At 29.5% G+C, this 21,195-nt stretch carries 20 protein-coding genes and 1 pseudogene; 14 read left to right on the forward strand and 7 right to left on the reverse strand.

The genetic code is table 4. The features are described 5' to 3' along the window. The first annotated feature begins 1 nt into the window (after window position 1). The 9 genes and pseudogenes from MENTO_RS00190 (at window position 2) to MENTO_RS00225 (ending at window position 9,248) form a co-directional block, all read left to right on the forward strand. Window positions 2–1,006 (forward strand): lipoate--protein ligase, encoded by a 1,005-nt coding sequence (locus MENTO_RS00190; RefSeq protein WP_099650900.1) that lies wholly within the window; start codon window positions 2–4, stop codon window positions 1,004–1,006. Window positions 1,007–1,020: 14 nt separating this feature from the next. Beyond that, the gene (gene pdhA / locus MENTO_RS00195) at window positions 1,021–2,133 is read left to right on the forward strand and encodes a pyruvate dehydrogenase (acetyl-transferring) E1 component subunit alpha (protein ID WP_099650901.1); all 1,113 of its coding nucleotides are present in this window, start codon (window positions 1,021–1,023) and stop codon (window positions 2,131–2,133) included. Continuing rightward, the gene (locus MENTO_RS00200) at window positions 2,133–3,122 is read left to right on the forward strand and encodes an alpha-ketoacid dehydrogenase subunit beta (RefSeq protein ID WP_099650902.1); all 990 of its coding nucleotides are present in this window, start codon (window positions 2,133–2,135) and stop codon (window positions 3,120–3,122) included. The genes pdhA and MENTO_RS00200 overlap by 1 nt, the downstream gene beginning before the upstream one ends. A gap of 20 nt (window positions 3,123–3,142) precedes the next feature. After that, complete coding sequence (locus MENTO_RS00205; RefSeq protein ID WP_099650903.1) at window positions 3,143–4,411, forward strand: dihydrolipoamide acetyltransferase family protein; 1,269 nt, start codon at window positions 3,143–3,145, stop codon at window positions 4,409–4,411. A gap of 15 nt (window positions 4,412–4,426) precedes the next feature. Next, window positions 4,427–4,744, forward strand: a pseudogene (locus MENTO_RS03980) (biotin/lipoyl-containing protein); the annotation flags it as partial. 78 nt (window positions 4,745–4,822) lie between these two features. After that, window positions 4,823–6,214 (forward strand): dihydrolipoyl dehydrogenase, encoded by a 1,392-nt coding sequence (gene lpdA, locus MENTO_RS00210; protein ID WP_407657516.1) that lies wholly within the window; start codon window positions 4,823–4,825, stop codon window positions 6,212–6,214. A gap of 1 nt (window position 6,215) precedes the next feature. Then, the gene (gene pta, locus MENTO_RS00215; RefSeq protein ID WP_099650905.1) at window positions 6,216–7,184 is read left to right on the forward strand and encodes a phosphate acetyltransferase; all 969 of its coding nucleotides are present in this window, start codon (window positions 6,216–6,218) and stop codon (window positions 7,182–7,184) included. A gap of 1 nt (window position 7,185) precedes the next feature. After that, complete coding sequence (locus tag MENTO_RS00220) at window positions 7,186–8,376, forward strand: acetate kinase (protein ID WP_099650906.1); 1,191 nt, start codon at window positions 7,186–7,188, stop codon at window positions 8,374–8,376. A 71-nt stretch (window positions 8,377–8,447) separates the two neighbouring features. Beyond that, the gene (locus tag MENTO_RS00225) at window positions 8,448–9,248 is read left to right on the forward strand and encodes a pyrroline-5-carboxylate reductase family protein (protein ID WP_099650907.1); all 801 of its coding nucleotides are present in this window, start codon (window positions 8,448–8,450) and stop codon (window positions 9,246–9,248) included. 39 nt (window positions 9,249–9,287) lie between these two features. On the opposite strand, the gene MENTO_RS00230 is transcribed toward MENTO_RS00225, so the two are convergent. Together MENTO_RS00230 and MENTO_RS00235 are read right to left on the reverse strand one after the other, a co-directional pair. Next, window positions 9,288–9,854, reverse strand: a complete 567-nt coding sequence (locus tag MENTO_RS00230; protein WP_099650908.1) for an acyltransferase — start codon at window positions 9,852–9,854, stop codon at window positions 9,288–9,290. A 148-nt stretch (window positions 9,855–10,002) separates the two neighbouring features. Next, the gene (locus MENTO_RS00235; RefSeq protein WP_099650909.1) at window positions 10,003–10,602 is read right to left on the reverse strand and encodes an FMN-dependent NADH-azoreductase; all 600 of its coding nucleotides are present in this window, start codon (window positions 10,600–10,602) and stop codon (window positions 10,003–10,005) included. An 84-nt stretch (window positions 10,603–10,686) separates the two neighbouring features. Between MENTO_RS00235 and MENTO_RS00240 the strand changes: the two genes are divergently transcribed. From MENTO_RS00240 to MENTO_RS00250, 3 genes are all read left to right on the forward strand, one after another. Then, window positions 10,687–11,487 (forward strand): TatD family hydrolase, encoded by an 801-nt coding sequence (locus MENTO_RS00240; protein ID WP_099650910.1) that lies wholly within the window; start codon window positions 10,687–10,689, stop codon window positions 11,485–11,487. Window positions 11,488–11,532: 45 nt separating this feature from the next. Further along, window positions 11,533–12,324, forward strand: a complete 792-nt coding sequence (locus MENTO_RS00245) for a TatD family hydrolase (protein ID WP_099650911.1) — start codon at window positions 11,533–11,535, stop codon at window positions 12,322–12,324. Window positions 12,325–12,574: 250 nt separating this feature from the next. Beyond that, window positions 12,575–12,904, forward strand: a complete 330-nt coding sequence (locus MENTO_RS00250; protein WP_099650912.1) for a hypothetical protein — start codon at window positions 12,575–12,577, stop codon at window positions 12,902–12,904. Between the two features lie 3 nt (window positions 12,905–12,907). On the opposite strand, the gene MENTO_RS00255 is transcribed toward MENTO_RS00250, so the two are convergent. Further along, window positions 12,908–13,213: a winged helix-turn-helix transcriptional regulator gene (locus tag MENTO_RS00255; RefSeq protein WP_099650913.1), complete on the reverse strand. Its 306-nt coding sequence runs from the start codon at window positions 13,211–13,213 to the stop codon at window positions 12,908–12,910. A gap of 117 nt (window positions 13,214–13,330) precedes the next feature. On the opposite strand from MENTO_RS00255, the gene MENTO_RS00260 reads away from it, so the two are divergent. Continuing rightward, window positions 13,331–13,930, forward strand: coding sequence for an FMN-dependent NADH-azoreductase (locus tag MENTO_RS00260; RefSeq protein ID WP_099650914.1), 600 nt, complete (start codon window positions 13,331–13,333; stop codon window positions 13,928–13,930). 38 nt (window positions 13,931–13,968) lie between these two features. On the opposite strand, the gene MENTO_RS00265 is transcribed toward MENTO_RS00260, so the two are convergent. From MENTO_RS00265 to MENTO_RS00280, 4 genes are all read right to left on the reverse strand, one after another. Beyond that, entirely contained in the window at window positions 13,969–15,507 is a 1,539-nt protein-coding gene (locus MENTO_RS00265) for an ABC-F family ATP-binding cassette domain-containing protein (RefSeq protein ID WP_099650915.1), read from the reverse strand. A 69-nt stretch (window positions 15,508–15,576) separates the two neighbouring features. Beyond that, window positions 15,577–16,722 carry a phosphatase PAP2 family protein gene (locus MENTO_RS03800; RefSeq protein WP_167372661.1) on the reverse strand — a complete coding sequence of 382 codons (1,146 nt, stop codon included), beginning with the start codon at window positions 16,720–16,722 and terminating at the stop codon, window positions 15,577–15,579. Then, window positions 16,700–17,647: a 5'-3' exonuclease gene (locus tag MENTO_RS00275; RefSeq protein ID WP_099650916.1), complete on the reverse strand. Its 948-nt coding sequence runs from the start codon at window positions 17,645–17,647 to the stop codon at window positions 16,700–16,702. The genes MENTO_RS03800 and MENTO_RS00275 overlap by 23 nt, the downstream gene beginning before the upstream one ends. A gap of 59 nt (window positions 17,648–17,706) precedes the next feature. Next, entirely contained in the window at window positions 17,707–18,267 is a 561-nt protein-coding gene (locus MENTO_RS00280; RefSeq protein ID WP_167372662.1) for an IMPACT family protein, read from the reverse strand. A gap of 88 nt (window positions 18,268–18,355) precedes the next feature. Here MENTO_RS00280 and secA point away from each other — a divergent pair, with 88 nt between their 5' ends. Next, window positions 18,356–21,187, forward strand: a complete 2,832-nt coding sequence (gene secA / locus MENTO_RS00285; protein ID WP_099650917.1) for a preprotein translocase subunit SecA — start codon at window positions 18,356–18,358, stop codon at window positions 21,185–21,187. The last annotated feature ends 8 nt before the right edge of the window (window positions 21,188–21,195 follow it).

The following is a 21,195-nucleotide window of genomic DNA, read 5'->3' on the forward strand; positions in this document are numbered from 1 at the left end:
AATGATTAATCTATTTATTTCAAAGTCAAATGATCCAGCTTACAACTTAGCTGTTGAAGAGTATTTAACTTACCAATATGTAACTAATGATCCTATTTTGTACATATGACAAAATAGTAATACAATTGTTGTTGGTAGAAATCAAAATACTTATGCTGAAATTAACATTGCTGAAGCAATGAAAGACGAAGTAAAAATTATAAGAAGAAATACAGGTGGAGGAACAGTTTTTCATGACATGGGAAACGTATGTTATTCACTTATTGTTAATAATGATAAAAACTCTCAATCTAACTTTGAAATTGCACTACAACCAATCATTCAGTATTTAAGAAGTGAAGGGTTAAATGCTAATTTCTCAGGAAGAAATGATATTGAAATTGATGGATATAAAATTTCAGGAAATGCACAATTAAAAACTATAACAAAAATTCTTCAGCATGGAACATTATTATTTGATGTTGAATTACCAAGAATTTTAAAATATTTAAATGTGGATCCAGAAAAAATTAAGCATCAAAAAGTTAAATCAAAACCAGCTAGAGTTGCTAACATAAAAGCAATTCTGACTGAAAATGAAAAAGAAATAGAATTAAATGATTTTATAGAAAATGTAATTAATAGCTATACCAAAAATGATGAGGTTAAATGAATTGAATTTAACGATTCAGAAAAAGAAAGTATTAATGAATTATTCGAAGAAAAATATTGTTCAAGAGAATGAACATTTGCTAAAAATGAAGATTTTGAAATTTCAAATAAAAAGTATCTAGAAACAAAAGGATTAATTGAAATAAAAACAAATGTTGATAAAGGTAAAATTACTAACATTAAAATTTATGGTGATTTTCTTGGTTATACAGGTACAGAAGCACTAGAATTTGCACTAATAAATACTGATTATGATTATCATGCAGTAAAAAATATTTTAGATAAGTTTTCGTTAAAAGAAATTTTTGGTGATAACTTTGAAGCTGAAGATATTTTAAATTTATTATTCAATTAAGAAAGGAAAAATATATGAAATATATCGGAAAATTTGATCCGCAAAAAGATGAAGTTGTTCGCGTAATGGATAAAGATGGTAAAATCATCAATCCTAAATTAGCACCATCTATTTCAGATGAAGAATTAATTAAAGCGTATTCAATCATGAATCTTTCAAGAAGACAAGATGACTACCAAAATAAAATGCAAAGACAAGGAAGATTATTATCTTTCTTAAGCTCAACAGGACAAGAAGCTTGTGAGGTTGCATACACAATGGTAATTGACCCAAAAAATGACTTTTTTGTTTCAGGATATAGAAACAATGCAGCATGATTAACAATGGGTCAAACTGTTAGAAACATAATGCTATACTGAGCAGGAAATGAAGCTGGAGCAAAAGCACCAGAAGGTGTTAATTCATTACCACCAAACATTATCATTGGTTCACAATACTCTCAAGCAACAGGTATTGCTTTTGCTGAAAAATACCAAGGTAAAAAAGGTGTTGCAGTTACTACAACTGGAGACGGTGGAATGAGTGAAGGAGAAACTTATGAAGCTATGAACTTTGCTAAGTTACATGAATTACCAGTTGTGTTCGTTTGTGAAAACAATAAGTGAGCTATTTCAACTCCAACTGTTCAACAAACAAAATCATTAAATATTGCAGTTAAAGCAATTGCAACAGGAATGCCATCAATTAAAGTTGATGGAAATGACTTTTTAGCAAGTTATGCAGTTGCAAAAGAAGCTGTTGAATTTGCAAGAAGCGGAAATGGTCCAGTATTAATTGAATTTGATACATATAGACTTGGAGCCCACTCTTCATCAGATGCACCAGATGTATATCGTCCAAAAGGTGAATTTGAAGATAGAGTTCCTTATGAACCATTGATAAGATTAAAAGCTTATATGATAGAAAAAGGAATTTGAAGTGAAGAAAAGCAAACTGCTTTAAATGAGGAACAAGACAAACATATTGCAGCTGAATTTGCTTGAGTAGAACAAAATAAAAACTACCCAATCGAAGATATTTTCAACTACCAATATGCAGAATTAACAGAAGATTTAAAAAATCAATTAACAGAAGCAAAAGAATTCTTTGCTAAATACCCAGAAACTAAAGACGGAGGACACCACTAATGGCAGTTATTAATAATATTAAAGCAGTTACTGAAGCTCTTGATGTTGCAATGGACCGTGATAAAAACGTTATTGTTTTTGGTGAGGACGTTGGATTAGAGGGTGGAGTTTTCAGAGCTACTCAAGGATTACAACAAAAATATGGAATTGAAAGAAGTTTTAATGCTCCTATTTCAGAAGCAATGTTTGCTGGTGTTGGACTAGGGATGGCAATGAATGGTATGAAGCCAGTTGTTGAATTACAATTTCAAGGATTAGGTTTACCAGCATTACAAAATGTTATTGCAAATATTTCACGTATGAGAAATAGAAGTCGTGGTAAATGAACAGCACCTATGGTTATAAGAATGCCAATGGGTGGAGGTATTAGAGCCTTAGAACACCACTCAGAAGCTTTAGAAGCTATCTTTGCTCACATTCCTGGTATTAAAACAGTTATGCCTTCAACTCCTTATGATACAAAAGGTTTATTATTAGCAGCAATTGAATCACCAGATCCAGTTATTGTTTTAGAACCAACTAAGTTATATCGTGCATTCAAACAAGAAGTACCAGATGGATACTATACAGTAGCTATTGGTGAAGGTTACAAAATCCAAGAAGGAAATGATTTAACAATTGTTACTTATGGAGCACAAACAGTAGATTGCATGAAAGCTGTTGAAATGATTAAATCTACACACCCAACTGCTTCAATCGAATTAATTGATTTACGTTCAATTCAACCATGAGATAAAAAAATGGTTATTGAATCAGTTAAAAAAACAGGAAGATTATTAGTTGTTAGTGAAGCTGTTAGATCATTTGGTGTGCCAGCTGAAATTATTGCTACAGTTAATGAAAACTGTTTTGATTCATTAAAAGCACCTTTAGCAAGATGTACTGGATATGATGTTGTTATTCCTTATGACAGAGGAGAAGGATTCCACCAAGTGAACCCACAGAAAGTTGTAGAAGCAATTAAAAAAGTGCTTGACTACAAATTTTAGTAGAGAGGAATTAGAATAATATGTTTAAAGTAAAATTTGCTGATATTGGAGAAGGGCTTACTGAAGGAAAAGTTGCAGAGGTTCTTGTAAAAATGGGGCAAGAAATAAAAGAAGGAGATGCTTTATTTTTTGTTGAAACAGATAAAGTTAATTCTGAAATTCCAGCACCTGTTGGTGGAAAGATTGCAAATATTTTAATTTCTGAAGGACAAGAAATTAAAGTTGGTGATGTAGTTATTGAAATCGATGACGGATCTGGAGCAGCTGAAGCAACACCTGTTGCTGAAGTTAAAACAAAAAATGAACCAATTGAAGAAAATGCATCAGTAGTAGGTTCTACACCAGTTTCAAATGATGTTATTGCTTCAAGAACAACAACAAATAATATTGTAGAAGTTTCAAATAGTGGAGTTAAGGCAACACCATTAGCAAGAAAAATTGCAGCAGACAAAAAAATTGATTTATCAACAATCAAAGGAACAGGTCCACATGGAAGAATTTTAGTTTCAGACTTAGACTCAGCACCAGTTGCTGCTTCAAATACAAGTGCTGCTCCTAAAAAAGCTATGAAATCTGTTGAAATTGATGCGCCTTTATCATGAGATTCAATTCCAATGAATGGAATTAGAAAAGCTACTGTTAAAGCAATGGTTAAATCTCATTCAGAAAATGCTGCATTTACTGGAATGAAAAATATTAACATTACTCCAACATACGATATGCGTGCAATGTTAAAAGATGGATGTGAATCAAAAGGAATTAAATTGACTTATTTAGCATTCATTGTTAAAGCTGCTGCTAAAGTATTGGAAGAAATGCCAAATATTAATGTTCGTATAGATGCAGAAAACAATGCAATCTTACAAGTACACAATATCAATATAGGTATTGCAGTTGATACTGAAAAAGGATTAATGGTTCCTGTTATTAAAGGAGCTAACCACTTATCAGTGTTTGAAATCGCTAACAAAATTGGTGAATTAGCTAAAAAAGCTAGAGATGGTAAATTAGCTATGACTGAAATGAAAGATGCAACTTTTACAGTTTCAAACTTTGGATCAGTTGGCTTAGATTACGCAACACCAATTATTAATTCACCTGAATCAGCTATTTTAGGAGTAGGTACAATGACAAAAACACCTATATTCGTGAAAGATGAAATTAAAGCAGGTTGAATCATGCCATTCTCAATGACATGTGATCATAGAATTATTGACGGTGGAGATGCCGGAAGATTCTTAATGAAAATAGAAAATTATTTAAGTAATCCAGCATTACTATTAATGTAAAAGAGGAGAAGCAAGATGTTTAAAGTAAAATTTGCTGATATTGGAGAAGGACTTACTGAAGGAAAAGTTGCAGAAGTTCTTGTTAAATTAGGGCAAGAAATAAAAGAAGGAGATGCTTTATTCTTTGTTGAAACAGATAAAGTTAACTCTGAAATTCCAGCACCTGTTGGTGGAAAGATTGCAAACATTTTAATTTCTGAAGGACAAGAAATTAAAGTTGGCGATGTAGTTATTGAAATCGATGATGGAAGTGCTACAACTGAAGCAGCACCGGTTGCTGAAGAAGAAAATGCAAGTGTTGTAGGTTCAACACCGGTATCTAATGATTTAATTCCAAGCAGAGGACCAGCACCTACTCAACCTGCGCCTGCTGCAACTAAACACACAGACACTGAAGAAAGTTTTGATGTTATAGTTGTTGGAGCTGGAATCGGAGGGTATGTTTCAGCTATTAAAACAGCCCAATTAGGTTTAAAAACTTTAATTATTGAAAAACAATACTATGGTGGTGTTTGTTTAAATGTAGGATGTATTCCAACAAAATCATTATTAAGAACAGCAAAGGTTTTTGAAGATATCGTTCACAAAGCTGCTAACTTAGGTATTGATATGAAAACAAAAGACGAACCAAGTATTAATTGAGATAAAGCTCTTGAGCGTAAAGATGGTGTTGTTAACAAACTAACTAGTGGTGTTAAAGCATTATTAACTAAGAATGGTGTAAAACAAATTATTGGTGAAGCATCAGCTTTAGATAAAAATACTATTACTGTAAATGGTAAAAAATACCACTGTGATAACTTAATTATTGCTAGTGGATCAGTTCCAAACGAATTACCATTACCAGGATTTGCAGAAGGAAGAAACAGTGGGTTCTTAATTGATTCAACAAAAATTCTTTCATTACCAAAAATACCAAAAGCATTAACAGTTATTGGTGGTGGGGTTATTGGAATTGAATTTGGTTGTTTATTTGCAGCTTTAGGAACAAAAGTTACAGTTATTGAAGGAGCACCAAAAATTCTTCCAATGTTAGATCAAGATGTTACAGCATTAATGACAAAAACATTAAAAGAAAAATACAAAATTGAAATCTTTACTAATGCAAAAGTCAAAGAAGTTAAAGGTAAATCAGTTGTATTTGAAATTGACGGTAAAGAACAAACTGTTAAATCAGATTACTGTTTAGAATCAATTGGAAGAAAAACAGTTACTAAAGGATTTGATGGAATTGGTCTTGAATTATCAGAACGTAAATCAATTATTGCAAATGATTATGGTGAAACAAACTTAGATGGTGTTTATGCTATTGGTGATGTAACAAGTAAAATTATGTTAGCACACGTTGCTTCACATGCAGGTATTGTTACAGCAAATAGAATTGCATTAAAAGCAAATAAACCAGGTGCTGAAGATATTAAAATGGATTATTCAAAAATTCCAAGTTGTATTTATTCACACCCAGAAATTGCAATGATTGGAAAAACAGAACAACAATTAAAAGCAGAAGGTGTTGAATACAAAACTTTCAAATTCCCATTTGCTGCAATTGGTAAAGCATTAGCTGATGATGATACAACAGGATTTGTTAAAATTATTTGTGAACCAAAATACAAAACTTTATTAGGTGCTCATATTATTGGAAACAGAGCAACAGACATGATCTCAGAATTTACAACATTAATTGAATGTGAAGGAACTATTACAGAATTAGCAAGAGCGATCCACCCTCACCCAACTATGAGTGAAGCAATTGGTGAAGCAGCTGAAGCATTAGAATCAGGAAAATCATTAAACCTTTAATATGTATTCAGTAGAACAAATTAAAAAAATTCTAGTAAATTCAGATCATAAAAAAACTATTGTATTACCTGAGGGTGAAGAGCCTAAAATTCAAGAAGTAGCTAATACACTTGTTAAAGAAAATATTTCAAAAGTTATTATGCTTTTCCAAAAAGCTGAATCAATTCCAACAACTTTAGATTCAAAAATTGAAGTTATTGCAATTGATGAATTGGATAAAGAACCTTTAATCCAAAAATTTATGGATTTAAGAAAAGACAAAACTAATTTGGAGCAAGCCACAAAATTAATGGGGCAGGCAAACTATATTGGTGCAATGTTAGTTAAGATGGAAAAAGCTGATTGTATGCTATGTGGTATTACATATACAACAGCAGATACTATTAGACCGGCATTACAAATCATAAAAACATCACCAAATGTTGCTTTAGCAGCTAGCGTATTTATTATGAATAAAGGTGATGAAAATTACTTCTTTACTGATTGTGCTTTAAATTTAAAACCAACAAGCCAACAATTAGCAGATATTGCTAAAATGACAGCTAAATTTGCACAATCATTTGATGTTAAAAAACCTGAAGTTGCTCTATTAAGTTATTCAACAGCAGGTTCTGGAGCTGGTGAAGATGTAGTTCGTGTTAAAGAAGCAGTTGAACTATTAGATTCTCAAACTGTTGATTTCAATTATGCCGGAGAAATTCAATTTGATGCCGCATGAGATAAAGAAATCAGAGACAAAAAATTTAAAGGCTGCAAATTAACAAAACAAACACCTGATGTGTTTGTGTTCCCTGATATAAATGCGGGAAACATTGGTTATAAAATTGCACAAAGAATGGGTGGTTATGAAGCTATAGGTCCGTTCATTCTTGGATTTAATAAACCTGTTAATGATTTAAGTCGTGGAGCTACACTGACAGATATTATGAATACAGCTATTATTACAATTTATCAAGCATTGGAGGCGTAATATGATTTTAGTAGTTAACGCAGGAAGTAGTTCAATTAAATTTAGATTATTTAATGACACTGATAAAAATAACCCAATTGATATTCTTGATGGTTTAGCAGAAAGAATTACTATCGATGGAGCAGTTTCATTTAAATATGAAGGTAATAAATATGAATATAAGGTTGATTTGCCTAATCATGAAATAGCTATTAAATTTATTTTGGATAAATTAATTGAATTAAATATTATTAGTAATGTTGAAGAAATCAATGCTGTAGGTTTTAGAGTTGTTCATGGTGGAACAATTAACGAATCATCAGTCATTAATGAAAAAGTCTTTAACACAATTAAAGATGCTATTAAATTAGCACCTTTACACAACCCAGGTGCCATAACAGCCATTGAAGCAATTAAGAAAGTAATGCCTAAAGCTAAATTGGTTGCATGTTTTGATACTGCTTACCACCAAACTTTAGCAGAAGAACAATATCTATATGCTGTTCCATATTCTTGATATAAAGAACATGGTGTAAGAAAATATGGTTTTCATGGAATTAGTTATCAATACATTGCAGAAAAAATGTCAGAAGTTTTAAACAAACCTAAAGATAAACTTAACCTTATCGTTTGCCATTTGGGAAACGGTGCAAGTATAACATGTATTAAAAATGGTAAATCATTTGATACAACAATGGGATTAACTCCTCTCGCTGGTGTAATGATGGGTACAAGAAGTGGTGATATTGATCCATCAATTATTGAATACATGTGTAAAGAATTAAAAACAGACGTTTCAAAAATAACAAATATATTAAATAAAGAATCAGGTCTATTAGGTTTAAGTGGTAAATCAAGCGATATGCGTGATGTAACTGGTGGATATTTTAAAGGTGATGAGGATTACAAACGAGCACTTAATAAATACACTCAAGTTGCAGCTGATTACATTATCAGATTTGCTAACTTATTAGGACGCGACATTGATGGAATTGTGTTTACAGCTGGTGTTGGTGAAAATTCAATTCACACAAGACAATTTATCTTAGAAAAATTGCCTTTATTAGATATTAAAATTGATACTGCAAAAAATGATGAAAGCTATGGAGATTATAAATATATTTCTTCAGCTGATTCTAAAATTAAAGTTTTAGCAGTTAGAACTAATGAAGAGTTAATGATTTGTAAAGATACAATTAGCTTAACTAAATAAGATTAAAAATAACCTTAGAGGTTATTTTTTTAACTTTTAAATTATAATTACTAGTAATAAAGAGGTAAACAATGAAAAAAGTATTATTTATAGGTTTAGGGCATATGGGTACAGCACTTGTTAAAGGAATATTGAAAAACCCTAATAATGGAATAAAAGTTTTTGGCTACGATGTTATTAAAGAAGTTCAGGAAAAAGCGGTAAAAAATATTAAGGGTTTAAACTCTTTGAACGATATTAGTGATATTGAAACTAAAAACATTGATTTTATTGTAATTGGGACTAGACCAATTGATGTAGAACCACTATGTAGCGAAATAGATCAATTAAATATTAATGGTAAAACAATAATTTGTATGGCAAATGCAGTAACAATTGATACAGTTCAAAATTGTTTTAAACAAAATGAAAATGTAATGGTTATCAGAATGATGCCTAATATGAATGCATCTATTCAAAAATCAGTAACAGCTTTGGCTACAAAAAATGCGTCTAATGAAAAAATAAATTTTGTTACAAAAATGTTTGAACTTTGTGGAATAGTTGAAAATGTCAGTGAAGAAAATTTTGGAACTTTAACAGCTATCTCAGGTTGTTCACCATCTTATATAATTTCTTTTTATAAGGCAATGACTGACTATGCAATATCAAATGGTTTTGAAAAGGAACAAGCATTTAGAATAATAGAAGAAGCTATAATTGGAAGTGTAGTTAATGCATCAAAATCAGAAGTATCATTAAGAACAATTGTAGATCAGATCTGTGTACCAAATGGTTCAACAATTGAGGGGCAAAAAGTTCTAGATAATAAAGAATTTGAAAATATAATTAAAGAAGCTTTAAAAGCTGCAGAAAAAAAAGCGGTTTCCTAAAATATTTCAGTCTATTTTAAAATACTTTTTTTTTATTACTTATAAATTTTTAATTTTTTTAGCAGGTACACCTGCATATATTGAATTTTCTTCTGCATTTTTTGTCAAAATTGCTCCAGCTGCAATAATAGTATTTTCACCAATTGTAACTCCTGGAAGAATTGTAACTCCGGAACCAATCCAAGCATTTTTTCCAATAACAACTCTTTGTGGATAAATAATATGTCTTTCATTAGGCTTGATACCGTGGTTTAACGTTGCAATATTTACATTCATTCCGATTAAAGCTCCATCATGAATTTCAATGCCCCCTCGATCTTGAAAGTTGCAATTTTTATTAATAAAAACATTCTTCCCAATTTGAATATTTTTTCCATAATCTGTATAAAAGGGTAAAAAACATCTAAAGCTTTCATCAAGTTTTTGATCAGTTAAGATTTCAAATTGTTTTAAAATCTTTGTTTTATCAGAAAGTTGATTTAATTTAACTAACTGTGATTGTGATTCCATGGCCATTTCATCCATTCATCTCGCTATCTCTGGGTTTTTCATATTAATTGGCTCGTTATTGGCTCTTGTAAAATTTATATATTCTTTTCTATTCATTATTTTTTTGTACCTCTTTATATTAAAATTAAATCATAAAATATTCTAAATATATAAAAATCTACTTTCTATTAAGAAAAGTAGATTTTTATCTTTGACTCAGCAATTTGTTTATAATAATTTGTAATTTATTTTTTGTTTTAAAAATTTAAAATTCTTTAGCTGCCTCAATTAATTTCGGAATAATTAACGAAACAATTTCTTTTGGAGATTGTGTACTTAATGGTTCAACTTTAACTCCAGCCAATAAAATTGGTTCAGCAACGGTTGCCCCCATAAATTCTCATGTTCCTTTTAAGTAAGCAACATGATCACCTCATGGGTATCAACCTTTTGGTGCACCTTGAGTCGCAAGAATTTGAACTTTTAATTTATCTAACAAACCAATGCTTGCACCTTTTGTTGCATACTTATAAGAAAATGTTTGGTTTGCTAAAGCAACATGATCAATGTAGTTTTTTAACATTCCAGAAACGTGAAAGTTATACATAGGTGCAATAATTAATAATTTATCAATTTCTTTTAACTGATTAATGTATTTCATTCCTTCTTCTTCATTTCAATATGATGAAAATGTTTCAGTTGTTAGAACATTTGTTCCAACGATAGTTTTATTTAAATCTAATTCAATAATTTCATCGTTTGGATTAAGTTTTTTATATTCTTCTAAAAATACTTTTGCCATTTCATGTGAATTTGATTTTTCACTTGGAATAACAGAACCGTTTATAACTAATAATTTGCTCATAAAATATTCTCCTTTTATTATTTTAATTATATCACTAAAAGATTATAATCAATATTATGAAAACGACTGAGAGGTAATTTGAAAATGTTGAAGGACAATAAAATTTTTGATGCACACATTCATTTTAATGATGATTATAAATACACTGAACAAATGATAGATCCAATGATAAAGGAGGCTATAGAAAACGATGTTGAAGGATTTCTTTGTGCAAGCTTTGATGTGAAATCAAGTCTTAAGGCAGTTGAGCTTTCTAAAAAATATGGCGGCATTATTTTTGCCGGAATTGCGATTCACCCAAATGATGTTTCAAAAACAGATTTATCAGTTTTAGATACATTAGATGAATTAGCTAATAATAAAGAAGTAATAGCAATTGGTGAAACAGGTCTTGATTATTTTTATACTAAAGAAGATGCAGCGCTACAAAAAGTTTTTTTTAACAAACATATAGAATTGGCAATTAAACATAATAAAGTTTTACAAGTCCATATCAGAGACCATGTTGATTCTTACGAAGCATACGATGATGTAATTGAAATATTAAAAAAATATAGTATAAAAAAAGTTGTTATTCATTGTTTTTCAGCAAATACTGAATATGCGCAAAAATTCTTAGATCTAGGTTGTTATATTAATATTGGTGGAGCAGTAACATTTAAAAATGCCAAAGCACTTCAAGAAGCTGTTTTAAATATTCCTTTAGAAAAAATGTTGGTTGAAACAGATGCTCCATACTTAACACCACATCCTAATAGGGGAAAACTAAACGAAGCAAAATATATAAATTTAACTGTTGAAAAAATTGCTGAATTAAAAAATACAACTAGAGAAGAAGTAATAAAAAATACAACTCGTAATGCTAAACTAATTTTTAATATTTAAAAAAGTTTTATAATTAAAGAGTAAAAGAAAAAAGAGGATTACATAATGGCAGGAGTATACGATACACATTGTCACTTAAATGACAATATTTATATTGAAAACGAAATTACAAGTGGTGAAATGGCATCAGAAGCCAAAAAAAGTGGTGTGGACATCATTAATAATGTTGGTTATGACATCAAGTCATCAAAAGTTGCTTTAGTACAAGCACAAAAAAACAAGCATGTTTGAGCATTAGTTGGGATACACCCAACTAATGCACAATTCTTTACAGATGAAGCTTATAACACTTTAGAAGTGTTAGCTAATGCTGATAAAGTTGTTGGAATTGGTGAAACAGGTTTAGACTACTCAAGAGGTAGCGAATACAAAAATCAGCAAATTGCAGGCTTTACAAAACAAGTAAAATTAGCTAAAAAAATGGATTTGCCATTAATGCTTCATATTAAAGATATTGATGGATCAATTGATGCTTATAATGATGTTTTGGCGATATTAAAAAAAGAAAAATATTTTAAAGCAGTTTTGCATGCTTTCAATGAAAGTGTGGAAGTTGCTCAAATGTTCATTGATAAAGGAATTTTAATTTCGATTAATGGTCAAGTAACAAGAGACAAAAATCTTAAGAAAGTTATTGTAGATCTACCAATGAATAGCATTGTAGTTGAATCTGATGCACCTTATGATACACCAAAACCATATAATAAAAAAACTAATGCACCTAAATATTTACCATTAGTTGTTGATGCAATTGCAAATATTAAAAAAATGAATAGATCTGATGTAGCAGAAATAACAAGAGATAATGCAATTAGGTTATTCTTTCCAAAAAAATAAAAAACTTAGCAAAAGCTAAGTTTTTTATTAGTCACAAGAACACTCGCTCATTGTGCAATTACAATCTTTGCATGTGCAATTATCTTTTGTGCAACTAGCACAGTTACAAGTTTTACAAGTACATTTGTTATCTGTCATATAAACCTCCAAGGAAATGTTCCTTAATTTCATAATACCACGAAATTAAAATTATGTATATAAAATATGTGTATATAAAATTTTTATGTATAATTATATTAAAGAGGTTAAAATGAAAAATAAAGAATTTGAAGTAGTAAATAGACTTGGTGGTAAACCAGTAAATATCTACCTAAATGATGAAGTATTAATAATGGAAGAATTATTTGAAAAAAAATATAATCAAAAACCAAATAGATCAAAAATTTATAAAGAATATTTAAAAAAACAATTAGGTGATGAATTATTAATAAAAGCTAACGAGTTTGATAAAAGCAGATGTGATTGTTGCAGAGAAAGTTATTCGTTAGTTAAAAAACAAATGTATTTATGTAATGAAAAAGCCAATAAAAGAACATGCATCATTTGTGATGATTGCATAACAAAAAATAGAAGTTTTTAACTTCTATTTTTTACAATTTTTAGTTCCTCATTCACTCATTTGATCTAGTATAGGTTTTAAGCTTTCGCCTAAATCAGTTAGTGAATATTCGACTTTTGGGGGAACAACCGGATAAACCTTTCTTTTAATCAAATTGTTTTCTTCTAAAAATCTTAAATTTGAGGTCAATACTTTCTGACTTATTCCGCTTATTCTTTTTTCTAATTCATTAAATCGGCATGTTCCAAACGAAAGTTCTCTTATTATTAATATAACTCATTTTGATTTAATAAAATTCAATGTGTATTCTAGTGGACAAAAATGTTCCATAAATCCCTAACTTTCTTTTTGGTAAGTATATAACAATTTAGTGTGTACTTACATTTATACGCTCCTTATATTATTATATACATGTATGCGTTAAATACAAATAGAGGGTAAATAAAAATGAAAAAAATATTAGTAATTAATGCTAGTGTTTCTCAATTAAACAATTCAGATTCGTTAGCAATGTCAAACATGTTTGTGGAAGAATACAAAAAAATAAATCCGAGCGATGAAATCATTAGGTTAGATTTAAATGAAGCACCAATGTCACAAAAAACATTAACAAGAAATAACATAAATGAATATTTTAACCATGAAGATTCATTTAGTTTCATAGAGCAACTGAAATCAATTGATAAGATTGTTTTAAACTTTTCAATGGTTAACTGAGGAATTCCAGCAATATTAAAAAATTATATTGATCACATCACAATAGCAAACTTTACATTCACTTATAAAGGTTCAACTGATGGTAATGCTATTGGTTTACTTTCAAATATTGAAAATATTCAAATCTTAGCAACAAAAGGTGGAACTGGAACTCCAAATTCAGCATTTACTGAACATGTAAAAAATATATGAGAATTCTTAGGAGCTAAAGTCGAAAATCCAATTATTATTAATGACATGATGGATATTCCTCCTTACGCAGAACAAACACCTATTGCTAACTTAGAAAAAGTTAAAAGTGATATCTTAGAGGCTGCAAAAAAATTCTAATTGAATACAAAAAAAGGAACAAACAAGTTCCATTTTTTTTATCCTAAAATATCTTCAAAATCTAAAACTTTATCAGCCCATTGAGTTTCAAAGTTAATATCGTGGGTTGTAATTAAAACAGTCCCTTCAAATGCCTTGATTGCATCCAATAAAGATTCTTTTGCAAGAACATCAATGTGATTAGTTGGTTCATCAAGAATAAGTAAACTACTTGGTTCCAAACTAAGAGCAGCTAATCTAACTTTAGTTTGTTCTCCCCCAGAAAGCTCCTTCATTTTGTTCATCATTAATTCACTTTTTATTCCGAACATACCAATTTTAGCTCTGACTTCACCAGGTGTCATTTGAGGGTATCTTGTTAATAAGTAACTAACTGGTGTTTCATGATCTTCAAAGTCATCAATTTGATGAAAAAAGTTTGTAAAAACACCTTGCCCAATTTCAACGGACCCGCCAATTTTTTCAATTTCACCAGCAATTGTTTTAAGGAAAGTTGTTTTACCAATACCGTTGTAACCTTTAACGATACATTTTTCGCCTTCTCTTAATTCAAATGTTAAAGGTTTTGTTAAAGCAAAATCATATCCAATTTCCAATTGCTCTGCCTTAACAATAACTGTTGAGCTAGGTCTTCTATATTTGAAATGCATATTAGGCTTTGCATTTTCTTTTCTAGCATCCATTACATCAATTTTTTCTAATTGCTTTTGTCTTGATTGTGCACTACGAGCGGTTGAAGCTCTAGCACCATTTTTAGCTATGTATTCTTTAAGTTTTGATATTTGCCCTTGTTGCGCCTCGCGTGCTCTATCATATTGTTCAGCACGCAATGCTGAAAGTTCAACGTATTTATCGTAGTTTCCAACGTATCTAACAATTTCCAAATTTTCAATTGCGTAAATAACATTAACAATTCTATTTATGAAATCTCTATCATGAGAAACAACTAAAAAGGCATTTTCATAATTTTGTAAAAAAGTAACTAATCACTCAACTTGCTCAACGTCCAAGAAGTTAGTAGGCTCATCAAGTAAAATAAAGTCATCATTTTTTAATAGTAATTTAGCTAGTAAGATTTTACCTCTTTGCCCACCAGAAAGCGAACCTAAAGGACGCTTAACATTATCTGGTTCAATTCCTAAACCAGCAACTAAGTTTCCAATTTGTTTATCAATGCTATCAAAACCTTTTATGTTCAATTCATCTTGTAGTGCTAGCGCTTTAACAAGTTCTTCTTCTTTATATTCAATAGCCATATCTTCATAAATTTTATGAATTTCTGCTTCCATATCAAAAAGATATTTGAATGCATCTTTTAAGTATTCTTCACCAGTTACGCTCATGTCAACTTCCTGGTGTTGGTCAAGATATCCAATTTTAGCTTTTGGATGTCATTCAACATTTCCATGATCAGGAACAATTTTTTGAGAAATAATATTTAATAATGTTGTTTTACCAGCTCCATTTGGACCTAAAAGAGCAACATGCTCACCCTTATTGATTCGCATGTTTGATTCTTCATATAATTTTTTACCACCATTTTGGTGTGTTATGTTTTCTAATAATATTAAACTCATATGTTCTCCTTAAAAAATAAATCTTTTTAATTTTATCAAAATAATAAAAATAAAAAAGGGTATGCCCCTTTATCTAAAGTTTCTGTTATTTTTAGTATTGTATTTATTTATTATTTTATCTATTACAAGACCATTAAAAATAAACAAAATTAATGTCATTGAAATTGTAAAAGAAGTGTCTGTTATTCAGTGTGTTCTTGAAATTATTTGAGTATATTGCATTAAATTAATATGAACGAATCAACCAATTAAAAATATTCATTTTCATCCTGTTATTTTTCGATTCTTTTTTTCTCCAATAAAGAAGTAACCTGCAAATACAATAGCAAAGCACGAGTTCATATGCCCTGAAGGGAAATCCATATTTCATCATCCTGGTTTTTGAGAACCTAACGGTTTGAAAATATCTTTTATATTTCCAAAAAAATTGTTTATTTGTCATCACTCTTTGTAAGGAACGCTTTCAACTAGACCTGTTTCTTTATTTATATAACCTCAACTTTTAATTTTATGTCCAGTTTGAACTCAATAATCCCTTCATTCAGGTTGAAGTCTATCTGAATAAAATATATTAGCGAAATCAACACTGTAAAAGTAGGGTCTACCAAAAGTAGGTTTCATTATTCAAACAACTAAACTTGAAACTATGTAAATTGTTAACGCTTTAATAGCATCAACTCTGTAGCCATTTTGTAGAAGATCGGCTCTATTAGAAAATTTAAATCTAAGAAAGTAAAAAACTCCACCAAATCCAATAGTTTCAATTATAAAAAGTGAAACTAAAATATATTGTCGTATCTTTTGATTATCAAGAAATCATCCATTAACTCCAGGCCCAAAACCATCATCTCTTAAAGGGGCAGCTATGATCTGTGTTATATTGAATGTTAATCAAAAAACTAATCAACCAACATAATAAATAATTAAAACTATTTTCCATTTTAAACTTTTTGAAGATGAAATGAATGTAACTTCTAAAATAACAGCAATGAATAAAAAAATAAAAATAAATGATTGAGTCATACCGGCTTCTTCATAGATCCAAACAATTATTTTAATGAAATAAACGTCCATGCCTTTTGCAAATCAAGAATTTATTTCCATGTCAAAAAAACTTCCAACACCAAATAAAATAATTGATAGTGCCAGAAAACTAAATATAAATATTTTTAAAACTAAATAATCATTTTTTTTATTTTGGAATGCGTTTTTCATTTCTTTCATTAACCTTTAAAATTTTATTTCTCGACTCACTTGCCATTTTTTCAACATCAGCAACGTAAGCTCACATTTTATGTTTTTTTAAAAACTTACTCAAACCGTATCAATTCACTTTAATAGGTTTCAAATTGATTCTACCAATTGGTAGTCTATCCTGAATTGTTGTTATCTTCTTATTAGTTAAAATTAACTCTTTACTTTCATTTAATCTTTTTGAAATATTTTTATTAATTTCGTCAATATGATCAAAAATGTTATCAATATTTCCATATTTACTTAAAAGTTCAGTTGCTTGAGCATAGTGTAAGTATCTAACGCCTTTAATATTATCGCTAGGATCACCCATTAATGCTTTGATATCTGCAACTTGATTTGGATGACATCCAAATTTTTCAAAAACTTTTTCATCGTTAATTAATATATGCTCATCATCTTTACTACTATTGGTAATAACAGTAGTTTTTTCACCAACAAGTTGGAAAATATCTTTATCATTTGACAATATGTGTACATCATAGTCTAACTTTGTAGCTATTCTATTAATTGTTCCAATTATGTCGTCAGCTTCATATCTTGGCATTTCATATCAAGGAATATTAGCCGCAGTTAAAAATTCTCTAATGATTTGTTTTTGTGGAACTAAATCTTCAGGAGTTTCTTTTCTTTTAGCTTTATATTCTGGATATAATTCTCGACGTCAACAACCCTCATCCATGTCTAAAGTAACAATGATGCTGTAGTAGTTATTTTTCTTTACTAATTGATTAATTTTTGCAACAAAGGTGTAAATTGCATTTATTGGAACACCTTCTCTATTAGTTGCTAATTTTTTTCTCTTAAGAGTTCCGTAGTAACCCTTATGTAGCAAATGATATCCGTCGATAATTAATATCGTGCGTTTTTCATTTAATGTATTCATTTTTTCTAAATCCTTACAAGGAGATTATATCATACTATACAAGTTAAACAAAGATATAGCTAATTTAGCAAATGAATGATATCTTCAATTTGGTTTTTTAAGGCATTTAAATCAAAAATACATTTAGTATCTTCAAATTTTTTATTAATTATTTCAATATTGTTTTTATTAAGAAAAGCTTCTATTTCCTTTATATTATTTATTTTAAAATAAATTGACAAATTATTAATTTGTTTGATATCTTCAAAATCAGCTTTTTTAACAATACTCGCTGCACTTGAAGTATAAGCTCTTGTTAGAGGACCGGCACCTAATTTAATGCCACCAAAATATCGAGTTATAAGAATGCAAATATTTGTTAAGTCATTTTTTTCTATAACGTTAAATATAGGCTTCCCAGCAGTCCCTTTTGGTTCACCATCATCGTTGTAACCACCAAAAATGGTGTTTGAACCAATTTTGTAGGCGTAACAATTATGTCTTGCATCATTCGCAGAAAAATCTTTTATAAATTGATCCAATTCTTCTTTTGAATTAACTTGTACAGCATGACAAATAAACTTAGATTTTTTAATTTCAATTGTTTCTGAGTAAACTATTTTGCTTTTAATTGTTTTCAAAGTGCTATTCTCCTTTACTAAATAGATTATAATCATTATAATAATTAAAGTTAAAAAATTACGTTTAGTAGGAGTAGTAGGAGATAAAATGGCATCAGATAAAAGTTTACTTCGAATGTATGGGAAATATGCAAATGAAATCCTTTCATTGGAACCAAAAATGAAAAAACTTGCAAATGAAGATTTTGCAATAAAAACTCAAGAATTCAAAGATAGAATAGCAAATGGTGAAAATGTTGATGATCTAGTTGTTGAAGCATATGCTTTAGCTAGAGAAGCAGCAAATAGAGTTTTAGGATTGAATGCTTATAAAGTTCAATTGGTTGGTGCAATTATTTTACACTTTGGTGATATTGCAGAAATGAGAACTGGTGAAGGTAAAACACTTACAGGATTATTCCCGGCTTATTTAAATAGTTTAACTGGAAAAGGTGTTCACATTGTTACAGTTAACGAATACTTATCAAGACGTGACTCTGAAATAAATGGTCAAGTTTTTGACTTTTTAGGAGTTTCTGTTGGATTGAATGGAACTAGAATGCCTAAACATTTAAAAAGGGAAGCATATCATGCAGATATAACATATACAACAAATGCAGAATTAGGTTTTGATTACTTAAGAGATAACATGGTTGTTGATAAAGAACATAAAGTACAAAGAGAACTAAATTTTGCAATTATTGATGAAGCTGACTCTGTTTTAATTGATGAAGCGAGAACCCCTTTAATTATTTCTGGTGGAAGTTCATCAAGAATTAATTTATATAAAGCTGCTGATGAGTTTGCACAAAAAATTAATGATAAAGAAGATATTGATATTGATTTGGAAACAAAACAAGTTTATTTAACAGAAACTGGTATGAAAAAAGCAAAAGATTTCTTTTCATTAGATAATCTTTTTGCCTTAGAAAACACTGAAATATTTCACTTAATTTTAAATGCCCTAAAAGCACACTTTACTTTTAAAGAAGGTGTTGAATATACTGTGGCTACTGGAGAAGTTGAATTAATTGATCAATTTACTGGACGTATATTAAAAGGACGTGCATATTCAGATGGATTGCAACAAGCTATTCAGGCTAAAGAAAAAGTTGAAATTGAAGAAGAAACAACAACATTAGCAACTATTACATACCAAAACTTTTACCGTTTATATGCTAAATTGTCTGGTATGACAGGGACTGCTAAAACTGAAGAAGAAGAATTTATTAAGATTTATAATACTAGAGTTGTTGTGTGTCCAACTAATAGACCTGTTATTAGAAAAGATGAACCAGATTTTACTTTTGGTACAAAACACGCTGCTTTAAAAAAATTAATTGAAGATATTAAAATTGTTAATGAAAAAGGTAATCCTATCCTTATTGGTACAACTAGTGTTGAATCATCAGAGCAAATCGCAAGATACTTAGAAAAAGCAGGGTTGCATTTTGAAATGATTAATGCAAAAAATCATGACAGAGAAGCTGATATTGTTTCTCAAGCTGGACAAAAACACGCCATTACATTAGCTACTAATATGGCTGGTCGTGGAACTGATATTAAACTAAGTAAAGAAGTCAAAGAACTTGGTGGTTTAGTTGTGTTTGGAGTTGAGCGAAATGAAGCAAGACGTATTGATAACCAATTAAGAGGTAGAAGTGGACGTCAGGGAGACCCTGGTATGTCAAGATTTTATATTTCTATGGAAGATGACTTAATGATACGTTTTGCGTCTCCTAGAGCAAGAAAAAGTTTTTTAAGTTTAGGTGATGAACACATTAAATCAAAATTCTTTACAAGAGCAGTAACAAATGCTCAGAAAAAACTTGAAGGATTAAACTTTGATCAACGTAAAAACGTTTTAGATTATGATAATATTTTAGCGCAACAACGTGAAGCTATGTATGCACAACGTGATTCCATTTTATGAGCAGAAAACTTAAAAGTTGTTATTAAAAAATTTCAAATAACTGTGGCATATGAATTGATAGAAGAAAATTCAGAAATTATTCATGGTGAAAAAACTTTAAATGCTGAAAAATTATTAAAAGTTATTGATGGGAAACTTGTTGCACACAAAAGATTTGTCGCAAAAGATTTTTATAATAAAGAAAAAATGAACTTAGCTGTTCAAATAGCAGAAGCAATGTTGGAATTTTATAAGGCTAGAGTTATTGATATTCCTGATGATGTTGTTCTTCAAATGGAAAGAAAAAATATTTTAACTTCATTTGATAAATATTGAACAAGACATATAGATGTAGCTTCAAAGCTAAAAGCAGGTATTTACTTACAACAATATGCTCAAAATAACCCATTAGCTGTTTATGTAGAACAAGCAACTGAATTATTTAATAAAACAAAAATTAACATTGCTTCTGAAGTAGTAGATATACTTTCAAAAATTATTTTAAGAGACCCTGAACAAGTTGTTGAATCTCAAAAAATTGAAATTACTGATGAAATAATTGATGATATTTTAGAATCAACTGGACTAACAAAAGCAAACATTAATAATAAAGATATAAATGCTAAATTTGATGAATTAATTGACAAAGCAACTAATCAAAATGATATTAAAAAGTTGTCTATTCAAAGAGACATTATGTTAGGTCTAGTTATTGAAATTCAAAAACGAAGAGAAAATTCAGGAAATCAAACAGTAAATCTTGGTAAAGATGAAATTGATCAAATGCTTGCTATGTTAGGGATTCAAAATGTTGGAACCACAACTAGAGAAGAAATACTTTCTAAATATGAAGAAAAATTAAAAACATGCACTAATGCGGAAGAAAAAAAACTTGTAAATATAGCAAGAGACGTGATTATTGCATTATATGAACAAATTGAATTAATTAAAAAAGATGCAAGTTCTTTGAAATCAGTTATCGATGATGACAATGATGGTGGAGAGATTGCCAAAACAAGAATTGGTTAGAACTAAAC

Source organism: Mesoplasma entomophilum (assembly GCF_002804125.1).
GTDB classification, from domain to species: domain Bacteria; phylum Bacillota_I; class Bacilli_A; order Mycoplasmatales; family Mycoplasmataceae; genus Mesoplasma; species Mesoplasma entomophilum.